This is a genomic window from Reyranella massiliensis 521 (assembly GCF_000312425.1).
GTDB lineage: Bacteria > Pseudomonadota > Alphaproteobacteria > Reyranellales > Reyranellaceae > Reyranella > Reyranella massiliensis.
The window spans coordinates 1,134,709-1,156,360 of record NZ_HE997181.1; the positions used below are offsets into that span (position 1 = coordinate 1,134,709).

Sequence of the window (21,652 nt, forward strand, 5' to 3'; positions counted from 1 at the left end):
GGCGAAGGGTAGGGCAAGGTAGGATCATGAAGATCTCCGTTAAGACCATTGAAGGCGGCAGCGCCGGTGAGCTCGATCTCGCCGACGCCGTGTTCGCCGTCCCCGTCCGCAAGGACATCCTGCAGCGTTGCGTGGTGTGGCAGCTGTCGCGCCGCCAGCAGGGCACGCACAAGACCAAGGGCCGCTCCGAGATCACGGCGACGGCCAAGAAGATGTATGCCCAGAAGGGCACCGGCCGCGCCCGTCACGGCAACGAAGCTGCTCCGCAGTTCCGTGGTGGCGGCAAGGCGTTCGGTCCGGTCGTGCGCAGCCATGCCAGCGACCTGCCGAAGAAGGTCCGCCAGCTCGCGCTGCGTACCGCGCTGTCGGCCAAGGCCGCCGAAGGCAAGCTGATCGTGGTCGATGCGGCTACCCTGCCGGAGCCCAAGACGGCCAAGCTCAAGGGCCATTTCGGCAAGCTCGGCATTTCGAGCGTCCTGGTCATCGCCGGCGCCGAGGTCGACACCAACTTCGCCCGCGCGGCGGCCAACATCGCCCATGTCGATGTGCTGCCGCAGCAGGGTGCGAACGTCTACGACATCCTGCGTCGCGACACGCTGGTGCTGACGAAGGACGCTGTGAAGCATCTCGAGGAGCGTCTGCAATGAGCGCCAAGCGCTATCCGGCCGAGACCGTCTCGCGCGCACGGATGTACGAAGTCATCCGCGCGCCGCTGATCACGGAAAAGACCACCAACGGTTCCGAGCACAGCCAGGTGACGTTCCGTGTTTCGATGGACGCCACCAAGCCCGAGATCAAGCAGGCCGTCGAAGGTCTGTTCAAGGTCAAGGTCAAGGCGATCAACACCGTGACGGTGAAGGGCAAGACGAAAGTTTTCCGCGGCCGTCCGGGCGTGCGGAGCGACTGGAAGAAGGCGATCGTCTCGCTGGTCGATGGTCACAAGATCGACGTGACCACGGGCCTGTAGGACGGGGGAAACAGCAATGGCTTTGAAGACATATAAGCCGATCACGCCGTCGCTGCGACAGCTGGTCATCGTCGACCGTACGGGCCTGTGGAAGGGCAAGCCGGTCAAGGAGCTGACGCGCGGTAAGAGCAACACCGGCGGACGCAACAACCATGGCCGCATCACCAGCAACCACATGGGCGGCGGTCACAAGCGCCGTCTGCGTCTGGTCGACTTCAAGCGCCGCAAGTTCGGCGTCGCCGCGACGGTCGAGCGCCTCGAGTACGACCCCAATCGGTCGGCCTTCATCGCGCTGATCAAGTACACTGACGGCGAGCTCTCCTACATCCTGGCGCCGCAGCGCCTGAAGGCGGGCGACGAGGTCGTGTCGGGCGAGCGCGTCGACATCAAGCCGGGCAACGCCATGCCGCTCGGTAACATGCCGGTCGGCACGATCGTGCATAACGTCGAGCTGAAGAGGGGCCGTGGCGGCCAGCTGGCGCGTTCCGCCGGCACCTACGCCCAGCTCGTCGGCAAGGATGCGGGCTATGCCCAGATCAAGCTGAACTCGGGCGAGCTGCGTCTGGTGCCGGGCGAATGCCTGGCCACCGTCGGCGCCGTGTCGAACCCCGACAACCAGAACATCGTGATCGGCAAGGCCGGCCGTGCCCGTTGGCTGGGTATCCGTCCGGTCGTCCGTGGCGTCGCCATGAACCCGGTCGACCATCCGCACGGCGGCGGCGAAGGCCGTACCTCGGGCGGCCGTCATCCGGTCACGCCGTGGGGCAAGCCGACCAAGGGCAAGAAGACGCGCAAGAACAAGGCGACGGACAAGTACATCATCCGCCGCCGGCATGCGACGCGCTAGGAGATAGACAGTGGCACGTTCCGTTTGGAAGGGTCCCTTCGTAGAAGGCAGCCTGATCAAGAAGGCCGAGAAGTCGCGCGGCAACATCCGCAGCGAGGTCATCAAGACCTGGTCGCGGCGTTCGACGATCCTGCCGCAGTTCGTCGGTCTGACGTTCGGCGTCTACAACGGCAAGAAGTTCATCCCGGTGAACGTCACCGAGGAAATGGTCGGTCACAAGCTCGGCGAATTCTCGCCGACCCGCACCTTCACCGGCCATGCCGGTGACAAGAAGGTGTCGAAGGAGTAACGCGCGATGAGCAAGCCATCCGCTCCCCGCCGCGAGGCGGACAACGAGGCCAAGGCCGTGCTGCGCGCCGTGCGCATCAGCCCGCGCAAGCTCGACCTCGTCGCCGCCACGATCCGCGGCAAGAAGGCCGCAACCGCGGTCAACGAACTCACCTTCTCCAAGAAGCGGATCGCCCGCGACGTGAAGAAGGCCCTGAATTCGGCCATCGCCAATGCCGAGAACAACCACAACCTCGACGTCGACCGTCTGGTCGTTGCCGAGGCGTCGGTTGGCAAGGGGCTGGTCATGAAGCGCTTCCAGACGCGTGGCCGCGGCCGCGCGGCCGGTATCGTCAAGCCTTTCGCTCATCTCACCATCGTGGTGCGCGAGCGCGCCGAGGCGGAGGACAAGTAATGGGTCAGAAGGTCAACCCGATCGGCCTGCGGCTCGGCATCAACCGGACGTGGGATTCCCGCTGGTACGCCGAAGGCGGCGACTATTCGAAGATGCTCCATGAGGACATCCACATCCGCAAGGTGCTGCGCGAGCGGCTTGCCCAGGCGGGTGTCGCGAAGATCGTCATCGAGCGTCCGGCTAAGCGCGCGCGCGTCACGATCCACACGGCCCGTCCGGGCGTGGTGATCGGCAAGAAGGGCGCCGACATCGAGAAGCTGCGTGGCGACCTCGCCAAGATGACCAAGGGCGAAGTGGCCCTGAACATCGTCGAGATCCGCAAGCCCGAGATCGACGCCACGCTGATCGCCGAGAACATCGCGCAGCAGCTCGAGCGCCGCGTCGCCTTCCGCCGCGCCATGAAGCGCGCCGTGCAGTCGGCGATGCGCCTGGGCGCCCAGGGCATCCGCATCAACTGCTCGGGCCGCCTCGGCGGTTCGGAAATCGCCCGCATGGAATGGTACCGCGAAGGTCGCGTGCCGCTGCACACGCTGCGCGCCGACATCGATTACGGGACCGCCACGGCCTTCACCACCTTCGGCACCTGCGGCGTGAAGGTGTGGGTGTTCAAGGGCGAGATCATGGCGCACGACCCGATGGCGCACGACAAGCGCGCCGAGGAAGCTGCGCCGCAACGCACGCCGGCGCGCGTCGAGCGCACCGAGCAGAGGGACGCGTAAGTCATCATGCTGCAACCCAAGCGCACCAAGTACCGCAAGGCGTTCAAGGGCCGCATTCACGGCGTGGCCAAGGGCGGCTTCAACCTCGACTTCGGCGCCTACGGGCTGAAGGCGATGGAGCCGGATCGCCTGACCGCGCGCCAGATCGAGGCGGCCCGCCGTGCCATCACGCGTCACATGAAGCGTGCCGGCCGTGTGTGGATCCGCGTGTTCCCCGACGTTCCGGTGTCGAAGAAGCCGGCCGAAGTCCGCATGGGCTCCGGCAAGGGCGCGCCGGAATTCTGGGCGGCGCGCGTCAAGCCGGGCCGCGTTCTGTTCGAGCTCGACGGCGTGCCGGTGACGGTGGCCCGCGAGGCTCTGGCACTCGCTGCCGCCAAGCTGCCGATCAAGACGCGCTTCGTTGCGCGCGTCGGCGCCTAGGGACGAGGGAGACTGACATGAAAGCCAGCGATCTGCGCCCCAAGACCAAGGATGAGCTCAAGGCCGAGCTCGGGAACCTGCGCAAGGAAGCGTTCAACCTGCGCTTCCAGAAGGCCGGGGGCCAGCTTCAGAAGACAGCCCGCGCGCGCCAGGTGCGCCGCGACATCGCTCGCATCAAGACGGTGCAGGGCGAGAAGGCCGCGGGTTAAGGAGTCGTAAATGCCGAAGCGAATTCTCGAAGGTGTCGTCGTCAGCGACAAGATGGACAAGACCATCGTCGTCAAGGTCGAACGGCGCGTTCAGCACCCGATCTACAAGAAGTTCATCCGTAGGTCGAAGAAGTATCACGCGCACGACGAAGCCAATGCCTTCAAGGGCAAGATCGGCGAGATCGTGCGTATCCGCGAGTGCCGCCCGCTGTCCAAGACCAAGAGCTGGGAAGTTCTTGTCGAAGGCGCGAAGGCTTAAGCGGTCGGAGCAGAAGTCATGATTCAGATGCGAACCAACCTCGAGGTCGCCGACAATTCGGGTGCCCGTCGAGTCCAGTGCATCAAGGTGCTGGGCGGCTCTCGCCGCAAGTACGCCAGTGTCGGCGACATCATCGTCGTGTCGATCAAGGAAGCCATTCCGCGCGGCCGCGTGAAGAAGGGCGAAGTCCATCGCGCCGTCGTCGTGCGGACGTCGTTCCCGCTGCGTCGTATCGACGGCAGCGCCATCCGCTTCGATCGCAACGCCGCGGTCCTGATCAGCAAGCAGGACGAGCCGATCGGCACCCGTATCTTCGGGCCGGTGACCCGCGAGCTGCGCGCCAAGAAGTTCATGAAGATCATCTCGCTTGCGCCGGAGGTGCTCTAAGCCATGGCCAACAAGCTCAAGATCCGGAAGGGTGACCGCGTCAAGGTCATCACTGGCCGCAGCAAGGGCAAGGTGGGCGACGTCCTGCGCGTACTGCCCGAGGAAAACCGCGTCGTGGTGTCGGGCGTGAACGTCATCAAGCGCCACACCAAGCCGAGCCGGGCCGAGTCCGGCGGCATCATCGAGCGCGAAGCCGCGATCCACGTGTCGAACGTGGCCCTGCTCGATCCGAAGTCCGACAAGCCGACCAAGGTCGGTTTCAAGTTCCTGGAAGACGGCCGTAAGGTGCGCTTTGCGCGCGCCTCCGGCGAGACCATAGACCGGTAGGAGACGGGTCAATGCCCGCGCGACTGCAAGAACGCTACAAAGAGACGATCCGTGAGGCCCTCACGAAGGAGTTCGCTTACAAGAACGCCTTCGAAGTGCCGAAGCTCGACAAGATCGTGATTAACATGGGCGTCGGCGAGGCGGTCAACGACCGCAAGGCCGTCGACGGCGCCGTGGCCGACCTGGCGGCGATCACCGGCCAGAAGCCGGTCGTCACCAAGTCGCGCATTTCGATCGCGACCTTCAAGCTGCGCGAAGGCATGGCGATCGGCGCCAAGGTCACGCTGCGTCGCGACCGCATGTACGAGTTCGTCGACCGCCTCGTGAACATCGCCCTGCCGCGCGTCCGCGACTTCCGCGGGCTAAACGGCAAGTCGTTCGACGGTCGTGGCAACTTCGCGATGGGTCTCAAGGAGCAGATTGTGTTCCCGGAGATCGAGTACGACAAGGTCGACATGGTCCGTGGCATGGACATCATCATCTGCACGACGGCGAAGACGGACGCGGAAGCCAAGGCGCTTCTCCGCGGTTTCGACTTCCCCTTCGTGAACTGAGGCCGGAGAAGAATATGGCCAAGACAAGTTCAGTCGAGAAGAACAACCGGCGCGCCAAGATGGCGAAGCAGTACGCTGCCAAGCGCGCCATGCTCAAGGCGATGGCTGTCGACGACAAGCTGACGCCGGAGGAGCGGTTCGGGGCGCGTCTCAAGCTCGCCAAGCTGCCGCGCAACTCCTCGCCGACGCGCATTCGCAATCGGTGCGAACTCACGGGCCGTCCGCGGGCCGTGTATCGCAAGTTCAAGCTGTCGCGCCTTGCGCTGCGTCAGCTCGCCTCGCTGGGCGCTCTGCCCGGCGTCGTGAAGTCGAGCTGGTAACGGGGGCCGTAGAACTATGGCAATGACAGATCCCGTCGGCGATTTGCTGACCCGCATCCGCAACGGCCAGTCGGCACGTCTCGACAGCGTGACCGTTCCGGCCTCGCGTCTGCGGTCGAGTGTGCTCGATGTGCTCCAGCGCGAAGGCTATATCCGCGGTTGGTTCGAAGAAGAACTGCGGCCTGGCGTGAAGGAGCTTCGCGTCGAGCTGAAGTATGACAACGGCCGTCCGGTCATCAAGGAGATCAAGCGCGTCTCCACCCCGGGCCGCCGCGTCTACTCGAAGATCCGTGAGCTGCCGCGCCACTTCAACGGGCTCGGTATCTCGATCCTCTCCACGCCGCGCGGCGTCATGTCCGACGCCGAGGCGCGCGCTGCCAATGTCGGCGGCGAAGTTATCTGCAAGGTGTTCTAACCATGTCGCGCGTCGGCAAACATCCGGTTCCGATTCCGGCCGGGGTCACCATCGACCTCAAGGGCCAGCACCTCAAGGCCAAGGGCAAGCGGGGCGAGCTGCAGTTCACGGTGCACGACGACGTGTCGATCGCCCGTGAAGGCGATGCTCTCGTCTTCAAGCCGCGTACCGAGACCCGCCGCGCCCGCATGCAGTGGGGTACGGCGCGCAACATGGTGAGCAACGTCGTCCGCGGCGTGTCGGACGGCTTCACCATCAACCTCGAGATCAACGGCGTCGGCTATCGCGCTCAGGCCGATGCCAAGATGCTGAAGATGCAGCTCGGCTTCAGCCACGATGTCGAGATTCCCATTCCGGCCGGCATCCAGATCAAGGCGGTGAAGCCGACCGAGATCGAAATCAGCGGCGCCGACCGTCAGCGCGTCGGGCAGATTGCGGCCGAGATCCGCGGCCTGCGTCCGCCGGAGCCCTATAAGGGCAAGGGTATCAAGTACTCGACCGAGACGATCCGGCGCAAAGAAGGCAAGAAGAAGTAAAGGCGAGATCCATCATGTCCGATCGCAACGCTCTTTTCGCCCGCCGTCAGCGGCGCACGCGCTACGCGCTGCGCCAGGCTGGCGGTGGTCGCCCGCGCCTCAGCGTGTTCCGCTCGGGCAAGCACATCTATGCCCAGGTCATCGACGACCGGAAGGGCCTGACCCTGGCTGCCGCCTCGTCCCTCGACAAGGACGTCAAGGGCAAGATCAAGACCGGCGCCGACAAGGGTGCGGCCGCCGAAGTGGGCAAGCTGATCGCTCAGCGCGCCATCGCGGCCGGCGTCAAGGAAGTGGTCTTCGACCGCGGCGGCTACATCTATCACGGCCGCGTGGAAGCGCTGGCCAATGCCGCCCGCGAGGGCGGCCTGTCGTTCTGATCGGGAGTTAGTGCACATGGCTCGTTCACCCGGTGGTTCCGGCCGTCCCCCGCGCGAGCGCGAGAGGGGCCGCGATCGCGATCGCGACGAGGAAAACGAACTGACCGACAAGCTGGTCACCATCAATCGCGTCGCGAAGGTGGTGAAGGGTGGTCGGCGCTTCGCCTTCGCGGCGATCGTTGTCGTCGGCGACCAGCGCGGCCGCGTCGGCCACGGCGCCGGCAAGGCACGCGAGGTTCCCGAGGCGATCCGCAAGGCCACCGAAGCCGCGAAACGCGGGCTGATCCGCGTACCGCTGCGTGACGGTCGCACGCTGCATCACGACGTGCGCGGCCGCTTCGGCGCCGGCAAGGTAACGCTGCGCGCCGCCCCGGCCGGTACCGGCATCATCGCAGGTGGCCCGATGCGCGCCATCTTCGAGACGCTGGGCATCAAGGACATTGTCGCCAAGTCGGTCGGCACGTCCAACCCGCACAACATGATCAAGGCGACCTTCAAGGCGCTTGAGCAGCTCAACTCGCCGCGCATGGTGGCGACCCGCCGTGGCAAGAAGGTCGGTGACCTGCTCGGCCGTCGCGAGGATGCCGTCGCCGAAGCGGCCGCTTAAGGAGCCGGACAATGGCCGAAGGCAAGAAGATCAAGATCACCCAGACGGGCAGCCACATTGGCCGTACCGAGGACCAGCGCGCGACGCTGATCGGCCTGGGCCTGAACAAGCGCCATCGCAGCCGCGAACTCGTGGATACGCCCGAGGTGCGCGGGATGATCAACAAGGTGCAGCACCTGGTGCGCATCGACGAGGAAACGCGCTGAGCAGCAGGCTTTGGCGCGGAGGTAGAGAACGATGAGACTGAACCAGATCTCCGACAATCCGGGCGCCCGCAAGGCGCGCATGCGCGTCGGCCGCGGCATCGGCTCGGGCAAGGGCAAGACGGCGGGCCGTGGCGTCAAGGGCCAGAAGTCGCGTACCGGCGTTGCCATCAAGGGCTTCGAGGGCGGCCAGATGCCGCTCTATCGCCGGATCCCGAAGCGCGGCTTCCGTCCGCCGCACCAGAAGATCTTCCAGGTGGTGAACCTCGGCACGCTGCAGAAGGCGATCGACGACAAGAAGCTCGACGCCGGCCAGGTGATCGACGCTGCCGCCATGCAGGCCGCCGGTCTGTTTAAGAATGCCGCAGATGGCGTGCGCCTGCTTGGCAAGGGCGAGATCAAGACCAAGATCGAAGTGAAGGTCGCGGGCGCCTCGGCGTCGGCGATCGCCGCGGTCGAGAAGGCCGGCGGCAAGGTCGAACTCCCGCCCAAGCCCGTGGCCGAGGCGGCCTGAACCGGACGGCGTCAATGGGGGCGTCGTGCCCCCTTTGTGTCGTTCACGCGTGAGGTTCCATGGCATCCGCCGCCGAGCAACTTGCATCCAATCTGAACTGGGGCGCTATCGGTAAGGCGACCGAGCTCAAGAAGCGTCTGTGGTTCACCGTGGCCGCGCTCGTCGTGTTCCGTATCGGCGCCTACGTTCCGGTTCCCGGTGTCGACCCGCATGCGCTGGCGGAGATCTTCCGTCAGAACGCGGGCGGCATTGCAGGCCTTCTGGACGTCTTTTCCGGCGGCTCGATCGGCCGCATGTCGGTGCTGGCCCTCAGCATCATGCCGTACATCTCGGCTTCCATCATCATGCAGATCCTGACGACGGTCGTGCCGTCGCTCGAAGCGCTGAAGAAGGAAGGCGAGGCCGGCCGCAAGAAGATCAACCAGTACACCCGCTACGGCACGGTGATTCTGGCGGCCTTCCAGGCCTACAGCATCGCGATCGGACTGGAGAGCCAGGTGGCCTCGGCCGGGCCTGTGGTGGTCGATCCAGGCATCTTCTTCCGTTTCGTCACGACCGTAACCCTGGTCGGCGGCACGCTCTTCCTGATGTGGCTGGGCGAGCAGATCACCGCGCGCGGCGTCGGCAACGGCGTGTCGCTCATCATCTTTGCCGGCATTGTCGCGGCCTTGCCCGACGCCATGATCCAGACCCTCGAACTCGGCCGCACGGGCGCCCTGTCGGCGCTGTTCATCATCGCCCTGATCGTGGGCGTCGTGCTGGTCGTGGCGGTCGTGGTGTTCGTCGAGACGGCCCAGCGGCGCATCGTCGTGCAGTATCCCAAACGCCAGGTCGGCAACCGCATGTATGGCGGCGAGGCCTCGCACCTGCCGCTCAAGATCAACACGGCCGGCGTCATCCCGCCGATCTTCGCGTCGTCGCTGCTGCTCTTCCCCGCGACCATTGCCTCGTTCCAGGGCAATACTGCTGAGCCGGGCTGGATGCAGTGGATGTCGACCTATCTGGGCCACGGCCAGCCGCTCTATCTGCTGGCCTATATCGCCCTGATCGTCTTCTTCTGCTTCTTCTATACGACCGTCGTCTTCAACCCGAACGACACGGCCGACAACCTCAAGAAGAACGGCGGCTTCGTGCCCGGCATCCGTCCTGGCAAGAACACTGCTGAATATCTCGAGTACATCCTCAACCGCCTGACCGTGATCGGCGCGCTCTATCTCTCGGCGGTGTGTATCCTCCCCGAGCTGCTGATCGCCCGCGGCGGCGTGCCGTTCTACTTCGGCGGCACCAGCCTCCTGATCGTGGTCTCGGTGACGCTCGATACGGTCACGCAGATCCAGGCGCATCTGCTGGCGCATCAATACGAGGGCCTCATCAAGAAGGCCCGTCTACGGGGCAAGGGACGATGAACATCATCCTTCTGGGACCGCCAGGGGCCGGCAAGGGCACCCAGGCCCAGCGGCTGCAGCAGGATCGCGGCATGGTTCAGCTCTCGACGGGCGACATGTTGCGGGCGGCCGTGGCGTCGGGCAGCGAGCTCGGACAGAAGGCCAAGGGCCTGATGGAGCGGGGCGAGCTGGTGCCGGACGAGCTGATCGTCGGCCTGATCGAGAATCGCATTGCCCAGCCGGACTGCGCCAACGGCTTTATTCTGGATGGCTTCCCGCGGACCGAGGCCCAGGCCAGGGCGCTGGACAAGATGCTCGACAAGACGGGCAAGAAGCTCGACCGGGTGGTCGAAATGGAAGTCGACGAGAAGGCGCTGACCGAGCGCATCGTCGGCCGGTTCTCCTGCGCCAAGTGCGGCGCGGGGTACCACGACAAGTTCAAGCGGCCCAAGGTCGATGGGGTCTGCGACGTCTGTGGCTCGACGGAATTCAGCCGTCGCAAGGACGATAATGCAGAGACCATGAAGACACGTATGGTCGCCTACAGGGCCCAGACGGAGCCCCTGCTGCCGTACTACAGCGCTCGCGGGGTGCTGCGGAAGGTCGACGGGATGGCTCAGATGGACGAAGTTTACCGCCAGATTTCAGGGGTTTTGGTGGGGACTTGACAAGAGGGAGTTCCGTTGACTCGGGAGCGCAGGTACATATAATCGCGCGCTTTTCCGGGGCCAGCGGAACATGTGACGGGCGCGCGCGAGCGCGCCATAAGTCTTTGAAGGAGTTAGAACTTTGGCTCGTATAGCCGGTGTGAACATTCCGACCGCCAAGCGCGTGGTGATCGGGCTCCAGTACATCCACGGGATCGGTCTGGCGAAGGCCAAGGAGATCTGTGGAAAAGTCGGGATCGAGCAGTCGCGGCGGGTAAACACGCTGAGCGACGACGAGGTCATCCGCATCCGCGAGACTATCGACCGCGACTACACGGTCGAGGGCGACCTGCGTCGCGAAGTGGCGATGAACATCAAGCGATTGATGGACCTCGCCTGCTATCGCGGCCTGCGGCATCGCCGCGGTCTGCCGGTCCATGGCCAGCGCACGCATACCAATGCGCGCACCCGCAAGGGGCCGGCCAAGCCGATTGCCGGCAAGAAGAAAGTCACGAAGTAAGTCGAGGGGAACCGGATCATGGCCAAGGCTGCAGCCTCTTCGGGCGCCACCGCCGGCGCGCGTCCTCGCCGCAAGGAACGCAAGAACATCATCGCGGGCGTCGCGCACGTGAACGCCTCGTTCAACAACACGATCGTCACGATCACCGACGCGCAGGGCAACACGATCTCCTGGTCGTCGTCGGGCCAGCAGGGCTTCAAGGGCTCGCGCAAGTCGACGCCGTTCGCTGCCCAGATGGCCGCCGAGAATGCCGGCCGCAAGGCGATGGAACACGGCATGCGCACGCTGGAGATCGAAGTGCGTGGTCCCGGTTCGGGGCGCGAGTCGGCGCTGCGTGCGCTGCAGGCCGTGGGTCTCGCCGTCACCGCGATTCGCGATGTGACGCCGATCCCCCACAATGGCTGCCGCCCGCCGAAGCGTCGTCGCGTTTGAGTTCGATTTGAGTGGAGGCGGCGCTTTCGGCGCCGCCCGCTCGTGAGGAATGTGTCGCGATTCCCGAGGGAGTCGCTGAAACCACCCGGTCTAGAGAGGTAGCCCCCGTGCTTCAGAAGAACTGGCAGGACCTGATCAAGCCGGAAAAGCTTGTCACCGAAGCCGGCGTTGATCCTGGTCGTACCGCGACCATCGTCGCGGAACCGCTCGAGCGTGGCTTCGGTCTCACGCTCGGCAACGCTCTGCGCCGCGTTCTCTTGTCTTCACTTCAGGGTGCCGCCGTCACGTCGATCAAGATCGACAACGTGCTGCACGAGTTCTCTTCCATCCCGGGCGTCCGTGAGGATGTGGTCGACATCGTCCTGAACATCAAGGCGATGGCCGTCAAAATGCAGGGCGATCGTGCGCAGCGTCTCTACCTCCGTGCCGTCGGCCCGGGCGAAGTGACCGCCGGCATGATCGAACTTCCGGGCGACGTCCAGATCATGGATCCCAAGCACCTGATCTGCACGCTCGACGACGGCGCGTCGATCTCGATGGAACTGATGGTCGCCACCGGCAAGGGTTACATCCCGGCCTCGGCGAACCGTCCGGAAGACGCGCCGATCGGCCTGATCCCGATTGACTCGGTGTTCAGCCCGGTCAAGCGCGTTTCCTACAAGATCGAGAACAGCCGCGTCGGTCAGGTCACCGACTACGATCGTCTGTCGATGACGGTCGAGACCAATGGCACGACCCGTCCGGACGACGCCGTGGCGCTGGCTGCGCGCATCCTCCAGGACCAGCTCCAGCTCTTCATCAACTTCGAGGAGCCGCGCGAAGTCCGCAAGGAAGAGCAGCAGGACGACTTCCCGTTCAACCGCAACCTGCTGCGCAAGGTCGACGAACTCGAACTCTCGGTTCGCTCGGCCAACTGCCTGAAGAACGACAACATCATCTACATCGGCGATCTCGTGCAGAAGACCGAAGCGGAGATGCTGCGTACGCCGAACTTCGGCCGCAAGTCGCTGAACGAGATCAAGGAAGTGCTGGCCGGCATGGGCCTCCACCTGGGCATGGAAATCCCGGGCTGGCCGCCGGACAACATCGAAGAGATGGCCAAGCGGCTGGAAGAGCCGTACTAGGCCGACAGAAGGAAACTAGGACATGCGTCACGGAAATCGCGGCCGGAAATTCCACCGCACGGCAGAGCATCGCAAGGCGATGTTCTCCAATCTCGCCGGTGCTCTCATCAAGCACGAGCAGATCACGACCACGCTGCACAAGGCGAAGGACCTGCGTCCGATCGTCGAGAAGCTGGTCACGCTCGGCAAGAAGGGCGGCCTGCACGCGCGCCGTCAGGCGATCGGCTTCCTGCGCGACCCCTACGTCGCGGACAAGCTCTTCTCGACCCTCGGTCCGCGCTACTCCAAGCGCGCCGGCGGCTACCTGCGCGTGCTGAAGGCGGGCTACCGCTTCGGCGATGCCGCGCCGATGGCCGTGATCGAGTTCGTCGAGCGCAACGCCGACGCCAAGGGTCAGGACAGCGGCCCGTCGGCCGAGAACGCCGAGCAGCAGGCCGCGGCGTAAGCCGTTTCCTGCCTCGACCGAATAGAAAACGCCCGGCGGTTCAGCCGGGCGTTTTTCTTTTGTCGCTGTTCTTCCTTGCCCAAGCGACCGGGTAGCGATTGAAGCCGCGGAAGCGGGCACGACCGCCGCGTTCCGGCGTGCCGTCGCGCGCCAGCCCGTCCAGACTGTCGATCAGGCGGCCAACGGCAATCGTGCCCTCCAGGCGGGCCAGTACGGCGCCGAGGCACATATGAACCCCCGACCCGAAGGCGAAGTGCCGGTTGGGTTCGCGGCCGGCGTCGAAGCGATCCGGTTCGGGAAACTGTGCCGGATCGCGGTTGGCCGCACCAATGCCGATATGGAGATAGGTTCCCGCGGCGAGCCGCTCGCCACCGATCTCGAGGTCGGCCGTCAGGCGGCGATTGCCGAGCTGGTTGGAACTCTCGAAGCGCAACCCTTCCTCGATGCAGCTCTTCAGCAGCCCGGGGTTTTCCTTGAGGCGCCGAAGTTCGTCGGGAAAGCGCAGCAGCGCGTCTATCGTGTTGCCGATCAGGTTGGTCGTCGTCTCGTGGCCGGCGTTCAGCAGGAAGATGCAGTTCTGCACCAGCTCTTCGTGGCTCAGCCGCTCGCCGTCGATCTCGCCATGGATCAAGGTCCCGAGCACATCGTGGTCGTCGGCCGGCCGCTTGCGCCGCGCTGCCACGAGCTCGTCCAGATAGGCTGAAAACTCCACGACGGCGGCATTGCCGGCCGCCTGCCGCTCCGGTCCCGCGACGGGCTCCAGGGCCCCCAGGATGGCGAGCGAATAGCGTCGGAACGGCGAGCGCTCGCCGGCCGGCACGCCCAGCATATCGCAGATAACTTCGACGGGGAGCTGGAAGGCGAAATCCTCGACCAGGTCCATGTGTCCATCGTCGGCATGCCGGGCGATCAGCCCGTCGACGATGGCTTCGATCCGCGGCTGCAAGGCAGCCAATGCACGCGGTGTGAAGGCTGCCGCGAGGAGTTTGCGCACACGGGTGTGCAGCGGCGGATCGTTGAAGACCAGGCTGGTCGTGTGATGGCGGTAGAGCGGGGTGCCGACACCGAACTTGGGGCCGAACTCCGCCTTCTTGTCGGAGCTCATGCGGGCGTCGCGATAGCAAACCGCGACGTCGGCGTAGCGCGATAGGAACACGCTGCCGTCCGGCAGCCGCTTCACGGGCGCGAAGCGGCGCAGCGCGTGATAGCGGGGGAACGGATCGTCGAGGAAGGCGCGGTCGAGGGCGGCGAGGTCGAAGCGTTCGGCGAACGCCCGGGCCTCGTCCGGAGGGAGTTCGATCAGGCCCGCAGTCAGAACTGCTCCTCCGTGAGCGCAAAGACCGTGCGGCCCGCGGCCTTGAGCGGTCCCAACTGGGCCAGCGCCGGCGGCAGCAGGACTTCGGCATAGAAGCGCGCCGTGACCAGCTTGGCTTCGAGGAAGGCCGGATCGCCATCGCGGGCCGCAAGCTTGGCCTGGGCGACGAGGGCGCTCTTGGCCAGCAGCCAGCCACCCAGCGCCGTACCGGCCAGCCGCAGGAAGGGGACGGAGCCCGCCAGGGCATTCACCAGCTCGGCCTTGACCGACTGGGCCACCCATTTGGTGGCGTCCTCCAGCGCCTCCGCAGCGGCGGCTACGCCGCTCGCAATGGCCGCCAGATCGTCTCCGGGCGCCGACTTCATTTCCTGCACCACGGCACGCATCTCCGCCACCAGGCCCAGCATGGTCTCGCCGCCGTCCTTGGCGACCTTGCGGCCGACCAGGTCGCGTGCCTGGATGCCGTTTGTGCCCTCGTAAATCGGCAGGATGCGGGCGTCGCGCAGGTGCTGGGCGGCGCCGGTCTCCTCGATGAAGCCCATGCCGCCGTGGATCTGCACGCCGGTCGAGGCGATCTCGTTGCCGAGGTCCGTGAACCAGGCCTTCACGATCGGGATCAGGAGGTCGACGCGGTCCTGCGTCCTGCGCGCGGTCTCCTTGTCCGGGTGCTTCAGGGCGCCGTCGATGCCGGCGGCAGTGTAGTAACCCAGTGCCCGCATGGCCTCGATCTGGGCCCGCATGGACATCAGCATGCGCCGCACGTCGGGATGATGGACGATGGAAACCGGCTGCGGCTGGGGGCTGCCATCGTCCTTGGACTGGACGCGGGTGCGGGCAAAGGCGGCGGCCTGCTGGTAGGCCCGCTCGGCGATCGCCAGCCCCTGGACGCCGACCGAGAGCCGGGCGTTGTTCATCATGGTGAACATATAGGAGAGGCCGCGGCCTTCCTCGCCGACCAGATAGCCCACCGCGCCGCCATCGTCGCCAAAGGACATCACGCAGGTCGGGCTGCCATGGATGCCGAGCTTGTGTTCCAGCGACACGCAGCGCAAATCGTTGCGCTTCCCGGGCTTGCCATCGGCATCGACGAGGAACTTCGGCACGATGAACAGCGAGATGCCGCGCACGCCCGCCGGTGCATCCGGTGTGCGAGCCAGGACGAGGTGCACGATATTCTCGGCCATGTCGTGCTCGCCGTAGGTGATGAAGATCTTCTGGCCGGTCACGAGATAATGATCGCCGCTCTTCACGGCACGGCTCTTGAGCTGGCCGAGATCGGAACCCGCCTGTGGCTCCGTGAGGTTCATCGTGCCGGTCCATTCGCCCGAGATCATCTTGGGCAGATAGGTGGCCTTTTGCTGCTCCGAGCCGTGATGATGGATGGCGTCGATTGCGCCCTGGTTCAGCAGCAGCACGAGACCGAAGCCCATGTTCGCCGCCTGCCACATCTCCTGCACCGTCGTGGCGAGCAGCCAGGGCATGCCTTGGCCTCCGAAGGCCGGATCGAAGGGCAGGGAGTTCCAGCCGCCTTCGACGAATTCCTTGTAGATGCCGGCAAAACCGGGAGCGGTGCGGACCACGCCGTTCTCCAGCTTGGCACCCACCTTGTCGCCGTCGCGGTTGAGCGGCGCCAGGCCGTTGCCGGCGAGCTTGGCGGCTTCCTCGAGCACGGCGTCGATCGTGTCGTCGGTCGCATGCTCATAGCCCGGCAAGGCCGAGACGCCGGAAAGACCGGCCACCTCGCGCAGCGCGAAACGCATGTCGGCCAGGGGGGCTGTATAAGTCATGTGTACTCCTCCGGGCCGCAATATGCCGCGATTGGTCGCTTTTGGCGACCGGCTCGGCTATTTTGAAGCCAACATGACCGCATCAGTTTTGCTTGCCATCGATGGCCCTCGCGCGACTATCACCCTCAACGACCCAGCCAAGCACAATCGTCTCGACCCGGCCGGGCTGCGACTCCTGCGGGAGGCTGTCGAAAAGGCCGACGCCGATCCGAACGTCCGCGTCACGGTGATCACCGGCGCCGGCGACAAGACCTTCTGCTCCGGCTACGACCTGGGCTCTATCCCAGCCGGAGAGCGCCGCGACGAAGGCAGCGACGACAGTTTCGAGAAGGTCATGGACCGGATCGAGGCCATGCGTATGCCGACGCTCTGCGCGCTGAACGGCGGTGTCTATGGCGGTGCTACCGACCTGGCGCTGGCCTGCGACTTCCGGCTGGGCGTCAAGGGAATGCGCTTTTTCATGCCGGCCGCGCGCTTTGGCCTGCACTACTATCCGAGCGGACTGCGCCGCTACACCCAGAAGGTGAGCCCGAGCTTTGCCAAGCGCGCCTTCCTGCTGTCGGAGGATTTCCACGACGCCGAGCTTCTGGCCGTGGGCTACCTCGACTGGCTGGTCGAGCGCGCCGAGTTCAAGTCCAAGGTGGACGAAAAGGCCGTCCGGCTCGCCAATCTGGCGCCGCTCTCAATGGCCGGCATGAAGCGTGCCATCGAGCAGTTTGCCCAGGCTTCGCCCGACGTCCCGTCAATCCGGCAGAGCGCAAAAGTCTGCGCCACGTCGGAAGATCTGCGTGAAGGGCTGGCCGCCCTCAGTGAGCGCAGGGCTCCCGCCTTCAAGGGCCGTTGACCCGCGGATCCATGTGAACATCCCTTGATTGAGGGTGCACCGGCTCGGCAATTTGTCGTTTTGGAGGCATCCGGCTTTTTTCTTTCTTACGATCGGCCATGTTTATCCCAGGCGACTGAAGTATGTTGCTAACGGCCGTGATACCGAGATAAGGCCGCTCTACTAAACAGATCATGCAACGCCGCTTAGCCGCTATCGTCCACGCCGACCTCGCCGGGTTCACCCGGATGATGGAAGGCGCAGAGACCCGTACTTTCCGCCACCTCAAGTCAGCCCAGATCGAGGTCTGGCGTCCGGCGATCGACGTCGGTCGCGGCCGCCTCGTCGGCACGGCAGGAGATGCCATGCTCGCGGAGTTCGGCTCGGCCGTCTCCGCCGTCGGCGCCGCCATCGACATCCAGGAGCGCATGGCGCGTTTCAACGAGGCGTTGAACGAAGACCAGCGCATGCTGTTCCGTATCGGCGTGCATCTCGGTGAAGTCATCATCGACGACGAAGACCAGAACATCTTCGGCGATGGCGTCAATCTCGCTGCCCGTATTCAGGCGATCGCAGAGCCGGGCGGTATTGCGGTGTCGCGTGCTGTGCGCGACCTGGTGGAGCTGCGTGTCGAATACGCCTTCCATGACGGAGGCGAGCACCAGCTCAAGAACGTGAGCCGCTCCGTACAGGTGTTCCACGTCCGCCCGGCACGCCAGGCGCCGGGGACGACGACGCGCATGGTCCCGCAGATCACGCTGCGCTTCGAGGGGCCCGACTCCGCGGGCCGCAAGCATCTCTTCGAAGTGGCGCTGGACAAGCTGGTCGGTCAGCCGCAGGGCCTGTTCATCGGCCGTGGCGCCGATCAGTGCGAACTCGTCGTGCCGCATCCCACTGTCTCGCGCCGGCACGCCAAACTTTCGCTCGCAGGCGAGGCGCTGCAGGTCGAGGATCTCGGCTCGACCAATGGCACTGCGGTGAACGGTGTGGTGCTCAAGGCGGGCGCTCCAATGGCCTTGCAGGCCGGCTCCAAGTTACGGCTCGGCGATGTCGAGCTGCTCATCCAGCACATCTAGCTGGAGCCCGGCGCCATGACCGATGACAGCTCAGATACGCAGATCGGCAGCAGTCCGGCTGACCAGCCGCAGGATGTCGACTACGTCGCGCTGAAGCCCGGTCAGACGATCGGACGCTACGAAATTCTGGCGGTGCTGGGACAAGGTGGCTTCGGCATCACCTATCGCGCCCGGGATGTCCAGCTCGACCGCGAGGTCGCGATCAAGGAATATCTGCCGTCGGCGCTCGCCGTGCGTCAGGACGGGGAGACGGTCTTGCCGCGCTCCACCCGGATGGCCGACGATTTCGGATGGGGTCGCGATCGCTTCGTCACCGAGGGGCGCACGCTTGCCAGTCTGCACCGTGTGCCGGCCATCGTGCAGGTCTTCGACTTCCTCGAAGCCAACGGCACGGCCTATATCGTCATGGAGCTCCTGAGCGGTGAAACGCTCGAGGATCGCATCAAGAAGAACGGCAAGCTCACGCCGGAAGAGGTCGACCGCATCCTGTGGCCGCTGCTCGATGGGCTGGAGCAGGTACACAGCGCCGGCTTCCTGCACCGCGATATCAAGCCGGCCAACATCCTGCTCGATGCTGCCGGCAACCCGACGCTGATCGATTTCGGTGCGTCGCGCGCGGCGATGGTTGGCCGCACGGCGGCGATGACGGCCATCTTCACGCCGGGCTATGCGGCGGCCGAGCAGATGACCTCGGCCAAGCAGGGCCCCTGGTCGGACATCTATGGCCTTGCCGCCACGATCTACCACGCGATCATGGGCAAGGCGCCGCCCAACGCCTTCGATCGCATGCTGGACGACTCGTACGAGCCTCTGACCAAGTTCGCGCCAGTGGGCTTTTCGCCGGGGCTTCTGGCCGGCGTCGATGCCGGCCTGGCAGTGGCAGCGCGCGACCGGCCGCAGTCGATTGCAGGCTGGCGGCCCGTTCTCGGCATGACGTCCGCCCCCGAGGCAGGCGCCACAGTCGTCATGGGCAAGGATACGGTTGCGCCTGCTGCGCGCGTTTCTGTGCTCGGCGCGCCGACGGTCGCGGAACCCTCGCCCGATAGGGTGTCGGAAGAACCGAAAAAGAAGACCGGCCTGTGGGTAGCGCTTGCGGCGGTACTGGTTCTGGCCCTGGGGGGCGGTGGCTACTACGCCATGGCGACGCGTGGTCCCGATCCGGAGACAGTGAGGGCGAAGGCTGCAGCCGAGGCCGCCGAAGAGGCCAAGCGCAAGGCACAGGCAGACGCGAACAAGGCACAGGCGGAGGCAGAAAAACTCCGCGCCGAGAAGGCACAGCAGGAAGCCAAGGCCAGGGCCGAGCAGGAGGCCAAGGACAAGGCCGAGGCACAGCGCAAGATGGAAGAGGACGCTCTGCGCCGCGCCGAAGCAGCCTTCGCCGAGAAGAAGCGGGCCGAAGACGAGGCGCGGCAGAAGGCCGAAGCCGAGGAAGCCGCCCGCCGGAAGGCCGCCGAAGAGGCACGCAAGGCCGCCGAATTCGCCGCCGGCAACTTCGATCATTTCGGCAAGACGCTGAACCTGATTGTCATCAAGGACCGGCCGGGCGACATCAGGCTGCAGGGCGCGGATTCGGTCGACGATCCCGATTTGCACAAGCTGGCGGTGAATGCGCTGGCGGAGCAGGCGCGCAATGTGCGGTGCCGCCAGACCGACCGCCTGACCGACGGAACGCCGCTCTACCGCTGCCTCATCACCAAGCGCACCGCCAAGGAGCCGCTGGCCGACGCGCCGGACTCCGACCGCGACGACCTCGCGCTCACCTTGATCAAGACGGGCCTGCTGCTGGCGTCGTGCGATGCCCCGCGGTCTTATTCAGAGGCCGAAGATGATGCCCGTGGCCGGAAACTGTACCTTTGGGGTAGAGTAAACGTTCCAGAGTACAAACGGAGATGTACCAGATGACTGCCTTGACTGCCGATACAGCAGCACACTCGTTCAGGAGAATCGTGGTTCGCGTTGTCGGCATGATTGCCGCCTTGGGTATTGCCACTGGTTGCATGTCCGACGACCAGGGTCGGCCGTCGAACCAGGCGACCGGCACCTTCATGGGTGCGGCGCTGGGTGGCGTGGTTGGCGGCCTCGCCTTCGGTTCGGTTGGCGGCGTCGTCGGCGGTGCGCTGGTTGGCGCTCTGGCCGGCAACCTCGTCGGCAAGGCTCTGGACGACCAGGAGCGCCGTCGCCTCGCGGAGGCGACCCAGAACGCCTTCGTCGCCGAAACCAACGTGCCGACGTCCTATACGGTCGAGCCGACCAAGACCTCGTCCTCTTCGTCGACCTCGGCTCCACCGACCATTGTGGCGGCCAAGCCGGTCGCGCCGGCCAGCACGCGCGCCGACGGCAGCACCTGCCGCCCGATCGAGCTGACGGCCACCAAGAACGGCCAGACCACGACCGAGACCACGACCTTCTGCAAGTCGGCGGGCTCGCAGGAGCTGAAGCCCGTCTCGGTCTGATCCACCACAGTCGAAAGAAACGGCCGGCGGTCCCTGATCGCCGGCCGTTTCCATTTCAGGTATCGACGTCTCGATGCTGGCAACGGCGACACAACTCCGACATGTTTCCGGGTAAGGAGTAGGGCATGGCAGGCAATCAGAAGGCAGCGAAGCTCAGGCAGCTTCTGGCGCAGGGCGAGTTCATCCTGGCGCCGGGCATCTACGACGGCATTTCGGCGCGCGTCGCGGATCGCATGGGCTTTCCCGCGCTCTACATGACCGGCTATGGCGCTACGGCCTCGATGCTGGGCCTGCCCGATGCCGGGCTCGCGACCTATTCGGACATGGTCGGCCGCGCCGAGATGATCTGCTCCGTGGTCGAGACGCCGCTGATCGCCGATGCCGACACCGGATACGGCGGGCTGTTGAACGTGCAGCGCACGATCCGCGGTTATGAAGCGGCGGGCGTTGCCGCAATCCAGATCGAGGATCAGGAGATGCCCAAGAAGTGCGGGCACACGCCGGGCCGGCGGGTCGTGCCGGCCGAGGAGATGGCGCTCAAGATCAAGGTCGCCGCCGATTCGCGCCGCCACGAGGAGACGCTGATCGTGGCGCGCACCGATGCGCGCACTGCGCACGGTCTCGACGAAGCGCTGCGCCGGGCGCGGCTTTACGACGAGGCGGGTGCCGACGTGATCTTCGTCGAGTCGCCGGAGTCCGAGGCGGAACTTGAGCGGATCGGCCGCGAAGTCTCCAAGCCGCTGCTGGCCAACATGGTCGAGTTCGGCAAGACGCCGCGGGTCGAAGTCGACCGGCTGAAGAAGTGGGGGTTCGACCTCGCGATCTATCCCGGCCTGGGATTCAGCGTCGCCGCCGAGGCGATGCGGCTCGCCTGGACGCATCTCAAGGATCGCGGCACCAGCAACGGCGTCGAAGTCCCGCAGTATCGCGACATGCACGAGCTGATGGGCTTCGCCGAAGTCTGGGATTTCGAGAAGCGCTGGGCGACATGAACGGCAAGCAGTTTCTGGAAATGCTGTCGCGCCTGCCGGCCCGCGTCTGGCTGCAGGCGATCCTTGCGCTGATCGGCTTTGTCATACTGGCGGTGCTGGGCTTCGCCGTGATCGCCGGCGTCGCCGCGGTCGTGCTGATCGCGCTGCTGGGCTTCAAGGCCAAGGCCTGGATCCTGAACCTGTTTCGCCGGCCACCGCCGCCCGAACCGCCGGCGCGGCAGGACCGCAAGGTGATCGACGTGCAGTACGAAATCGTCGATCGCAGCAACGACCGGACACCCCGGAACTAGAATTAGAGCGTCGCGGAGCC

Annotated in this window: 33 protein-coding genes; 31 read left to right on the forward strand and 2 right to left on the reverse strand. The window is 65.4% G+C overall.

The genetic code is table 11. The features are described 5' to 3' along the window. Window positions 1–26: 26 nt before the first annotated feature. From rplD to rplQ, 25 genes are all read left to right on the forward strand, one after another. On the forward strand, window positions 27–647 hold the full coding sequence (rplD, locus tag BN60_RS05545) for a 50S ribosomal protein L4 (RefSeq protein WP_020695007.1): 621 nt from the start codon (window positions 27–29) through the stop codon (window positions 645–647). After that, the gene (locus BN60_RS05550; protein ID WP_020695008.1) at window positions 644–967 is read left to right on the forward strand and encodes a 50S ribosomal protein L23; all 324 of its coding nucleotides are present in this window, start codon (window positions 644–646) and stop codon (window positions 965–967) included. The genes rplD and BN60_RS05550 overlap by 4 nt, the downstream gene beginning before the upstream one ends. Window positions 968–983: 16 nt before the next feature. Beyond that, window positions 984–1,814 (forward strand): 50S ribosomal protein L2, encoded by an 831-nt coding sequence (gene rplB / locus BN60_RS05555; RefSeq protein ID WP_020695009.1) that lies wholly within the window; start codon window positions 984–986, stop codon window positions 1,812–1,814. A 10-nt stretch (window positions 1,815–1,824) separates the two neighbouring features. Further along, complete coding sequence (gene rpsS / locus BN60_RS05560; protein WP_020695010.1) at window positions 1,825–2,103, forward strand: 30S ribosomal protein S19; 279 nt, start codon at window positions 1,825–1,827, stop codon at window positions 2,101–2,103. 6 nt (window positions 2,104–2,109) lie between these two features. Further along, window positions 2,110–2,496, forward strand: a complete 387-nt coding sequence (gene rplV, locus BN60_RS05565) for a 50S ribosomal protein L22 (protein WP_020695011.1) — start codon at window positions 2,110–2,112, stop codon at window positions 2,494–2,496. Beyond that, window positions 2,496–3,215: a 30S ribosomal protein S3 gene (rpsC, locus tag BN60_RS05570; protein ID WP_020695012.1), complete on the forward strand. Its 720-nt coding sequence runs from the start codon at window positions 2,496–2,498 to the stop codon at window positions 3,213–3,215. The genes rplV and rpsC overlap by 1 nt, the downstream gene beginning before the upstream one ends. Before the next feature lie 6 nt (window positions 3,216–3,221). After that, the gene (gene rplP / locus BN60_RS05575) at window positions 3,222–3,635 is read left to right on the forward strand and encodes a 50S ribosomal protein L16 (RefSeq protein WP_020695013.1); all 414 of its coding nucleotides are present in this window, start codon (window positions 3,222–3,224) and stop codon (window positions 3,633–3,635) included. 17 nt (window positions 3,636–3,652) lie between these two features. Then, window positions 3,653–3,844 (forward strand): 50S ribosomal protein L29, encoded by a 192-nt coding sequence (rpmC, locus tag BN60_RS05580; RefSeq protein ID WP_020695014.1) that lies wholly within the window; start codon window positions 3,653–3,655, stop codon window positions 3,842–3,844. A gap of 10 nt (window positions 3,845–3,854) precedes the next feature. Continuing rightward, window positions 3,855–4,103 carry a 30S ribosomal protein S17 gene (gene rpsQ / locus BN60_RS05585; protein WP_020695015.1) on the forward strand — a complete coding sequence of 83 codons (249 nt, stop codon included), beginning with the start codon at window positions 3,855–3,857 and terminating at the stop codon, window positions 4,101–4,103. Between the two features lie 18 nt (window positions 4,104–4,121). Further along, window positions 4,122–4,490 carry a 50S ribosomal protein L14 gene (gene rplN / locus BN60_RS05590; RefSeq protein WP_020695016.1) on the forward strand — a complete coding sequence of 123 codons (369 nt, stop codon included), beginning with the start codon at window positions 4,122–4,124 and terminating at the stop codon, window positions 4,488–4,490. A gap of 3 nt (window positions 4,491–4,493) precedes the next feature. After that, window positions 4,494–4,817, forward strand: a complete 324-nt coding sequence (rplX, locus tag BN60_RS05595; RefSeq protein WP_020695017.1) for a 50S ribosomal protein L24 — start codon at window positions 4,494–4,496, stop codon at window positions 4,815–4,817. Between the two features lie 11 nt (window positions 4,818–4,828). After that, window positions 4,829–5,371, forward strand: a complete 543-nt coding sequence (rplE, locus tag BN60_RS05600) for a 50S ribosomal protein L5 (RefSeq protein WP_020695018.1) — start codon at window positions 4,829–4,831, stop codon at window positions 5,369–5,371. 14 nt (window positions 5,372–5,385) lie between these two features. Next, window positions 5,386–5,691 carry a 30S ribosomal protein S14 gene (gene rpsN / locus BN60_RS05605; protein ID WP_020695019.1) on the forward strand — a complete coding sequence of 102 codons (306 nt, stop codon included), beginning with the start codon at window positions 5,386–5,388 and terminating at the stop codon, window positions 5,689–5,691. A 16-nt stretch (window positions 5,692–5,707) separates the two neighbouring features. Continuing rightward, entirely contained in the window at window positions 5,708–6,106 is a 399-nt protein-coding gene (gene rpsH / locus BN60_RS05610) for a 30S ribosomal protein S8 (protein WP_043283652.1), read from the forward strand. Window positions 6,107–6,108: 2 nt separating this feature from the next. Continuing rightward, window positions 6,109–6,642, forward strand: coding sequence for a 50S ribosomal protein L6 (rplF, locus tag BN60_RS05615; RefSeq protein WP_020695021.1), 534 nt, complete (start codon window positions 6,109–6,111; stop codon window positions 6,640–6,642). A gap of 14 nt (window positions 6,643–6,656) precedes the next feature. Continuing rightward, complete coding sequence (gene rplR, locus BN60_RS05620) at window positions 6,657–7,019, forward strand: 50S ribosomal protein L18 (protein WP_020695022.1); 363 nt, start codon at window positions 6,657–6,659, stop codon at window positions 7,017–7,019. A 16-nt stretch (window positions 7,020–7,035) separates the two neighbouring features. Further along, window positions 7,036–7,626 carry a 30S ribosomal protein S5 gene (rpsE, locus tag BN60_RS05625; protein WP_020695023.1) on the forward strand — a complete coding sequence of 197 codons (591 nt, stop codon included), beginning with the start codon at window positions 7,036–7,038 and terminating at the stop codon, window positions 7,624–7,626. An 11-nt stretch (window positions 7,627–7,637) separates the two neighbouring features. Then, window positions 7,638–7,832 carry a 50S ribosomal protein L30 gene (rpmD, locus tag BN60_RS05630; RefSeq protein WP_020695024.1) on the forward strand — a complete coding sequence of 65 codons (195 nt, stop codon included), beginning with the start codon at window positions 7,638–7,640 and terminating at the stop codon, window positions 7,830–7,832. Between the two features lie 31 nt (window positions 7,833–7,863). Further along, window positions 7,864–8,343: a 50S ribosomal protein L15 gene (gene rplO, locus BN60_RS05635; protein ID WP_020695025.1), complete on the forward strand. Its 480-nt coding sequence runs from the start codon at window positions 7,864–7,866 to the stop codon at window positions 8,341–8,343. A gap of 59 nt (window positions 8,344–8,402) precedes the next feature. Beyond that, entirely contained in the window at window positions 8,403–9,749 is a 1,347-nt protein-coding gene (secY, locus tag BN60_RS05640) for a preprotein translocase subunit SecY (RefSeq protein WP_020695026.1), read from the forward strand. Continuing rightward, the gene (locus BN60_RS05645) at window positions 9,746–10,396 is read left to right on the forward strand and encodes an adenylate kinase (RefSeq protein ID WP_020695027.1); all 651 of its coding nucleotides are present in this window, start codon (window positions 9,746–9,748) and stop codon (window positions 10,394–10,396) included. The genes secY and BN60_RS05645 overlap by 4 nt, the downstream gene beginning before the upstream one ends. Window positions 10,397–10,517: 121 nt before the next feature. Further along, window positions 10,518–10,895, forward strand: a complete 378-nt coding sequence (rpsM, locus tag BN60_RS05650; RefSeq protein WP_043283654.1) for a 30S ribosomal protein S13 — start codon at window positions 10,518–10,520, stop codon at window positions 10,893–10,895. 18 nt (window positions 10,896–10,913) lie between these two features. Further along, window positions 10,914–11,327, forward strand: a complete 414-nt coding sequence (rpsK, locus tag BN60_RS05655) for a 30S ribosomal protein S11 (RefSeq protein ID WP_020695029.1) — start codon at window positions 10,914–10,916, stop codon at window positions 11,325–11,327. A 107-nt stretch (window positions 11,328–11,434) separates the two neighbouring features. After that, window positions 11,435–12,451, forward strand: a complete 1,017-nt coding sequence (locus tag BN60_RS05660; protein WP_020695030.1) for a DNA-directed RNA polymerase subunit alpha — start codon at window positions 11,435–11,437, stop codon at window positions 12,449–12,451. A 22-nt stretch (window positions 12,452–12,473) separates the two neighbouring features. Next, window positions 12,474–12,896 carry a 50S ribosomal protein L17 gene (gene rplQ, locus BN60_RS05665; RefSeq protein ID WP_020695031.1) on the forward strand — a complete coding sequence of 141 codons (423 nt, stop codon included), beginning with the start codon at window positions 12,474–12,476 and terminating at the stop codon, window positions 12,894–12,896. Between the two features lie 40 nt (window positions 12,897–12,936). Here the strand turns inward: rplQ and BN60_RS05670 are convergent, their stop codons facing one another. Both BN60_RS05670 and BN60_RS05675 read right to left on the reverse strand, forming a co-directional pair. Then, window positions 12,937–14,196 carry a cytochrome P450 gene (locus BN60_RS05670; protein WP_051150232.1) on the reverse strand — a complete coding sequence of 420 codons (1,260 nt, stop codon included), beginning with the start codon at window positions 14,194–14,196 and terminating at the stop codon, window positions 12,937–12,939. Between the two features lie 11 nt (window positions 14,197–14,207). Then, window positions 14,208–15,998: an acyl-CoA dehydrogenase gene (locus tag BN60_RS05675; protein WP_020695033.1), complete on the reverse strand. Its 1,791-nt coding sequence runs from the start codon at window positions 15,996–15,998 to the stop codon at window positions 14,208–14,210. A 73-nt stretch (window positions 15,999–16,071) separates the two neighbouring features. On the opposite strand from BN60_RS05675, the gene BN60_RS05680 reads away from it, so the two are divergent. The 6 genes from BN60_RS05680 (at window position 16,072) to BN60_RS05705 (ending at window position 21,632) form a co-directional block, all read left to right on the forward strand. Further along, window positions 16,072–16,842: an enoyl-CoA hydratase/isomerase family protein gene (locus BN60_RS05680; protein WP_043284889.1), complete on the forward strand. Its 771-nt coding sequence runs from the start codon at window positions 16,072–16,074 to the stop codon at window positions 16,840–16,842. 173 nt (window positions 16,843–17,015) lie between these two features. Beyond that, entirely contained in the window at window positions 17,016–17,897 is an 882-nt protein-coding gene (locus tag BN60_RS28615) for an adenylate/guanylate cyclase domain-containing protein (protein ID WP_051150091.1), read from the forward strand. A 15-nt stretch (window positions 17,898–17,912) separates the two neighbouring features. Further along, a complete protein-coding gene (locus BN60_RS28620) occupies window positions 17,913–19,799 on the forward strand; it encodes a serine/threonine-protein kinase (RefSeq protein WP_020695036.1) in 1,887 nt (628 codons plus the stop codon). Window positions 19,800–19,843: 44 nt separating this feature from the next. Then, window positions 19,844–20,350, forward strand: coding sequence for a glycine zipper domain-containing protein (locus tag BN60_RS05695; RefSeq protein ID WP_177324766.1), 507 nt, complete (start codon window positions 19,844–19,846; stop codon window positions 20,348–20,350). 125 nt (window positions 20,351–20,475) lie between these two features. Next, window positions 20,476–21,342, forward strand: a complete 867-nt coding sequence (locus BN60_RS05700; protein WP_020695038.1) for an isocitrate lyase/PEP mutase family protein — start codon at window positions 20,476–20,478, stop codon at window positions 21,340–21,342. Then, the gene (locus BN60_RS05705; protein ID WP_020695039.1) at window positions 21,339–21,632 is read left to right on the forward strand and encodes a hypothetical protein; all 294 of its coding nucleotides are present in this window, start codon (window positions 21,339–21,341) and stop codon (window positions 21,630–21,632) included. The genes BN60_RS05700 and BN60_RS05705 overlap by 4 nt, the downstream gene beginning before the upstream one ends. The last annotated feature ends 20 nt before the right edge of the window (window positions 21,633–21,652 follow it).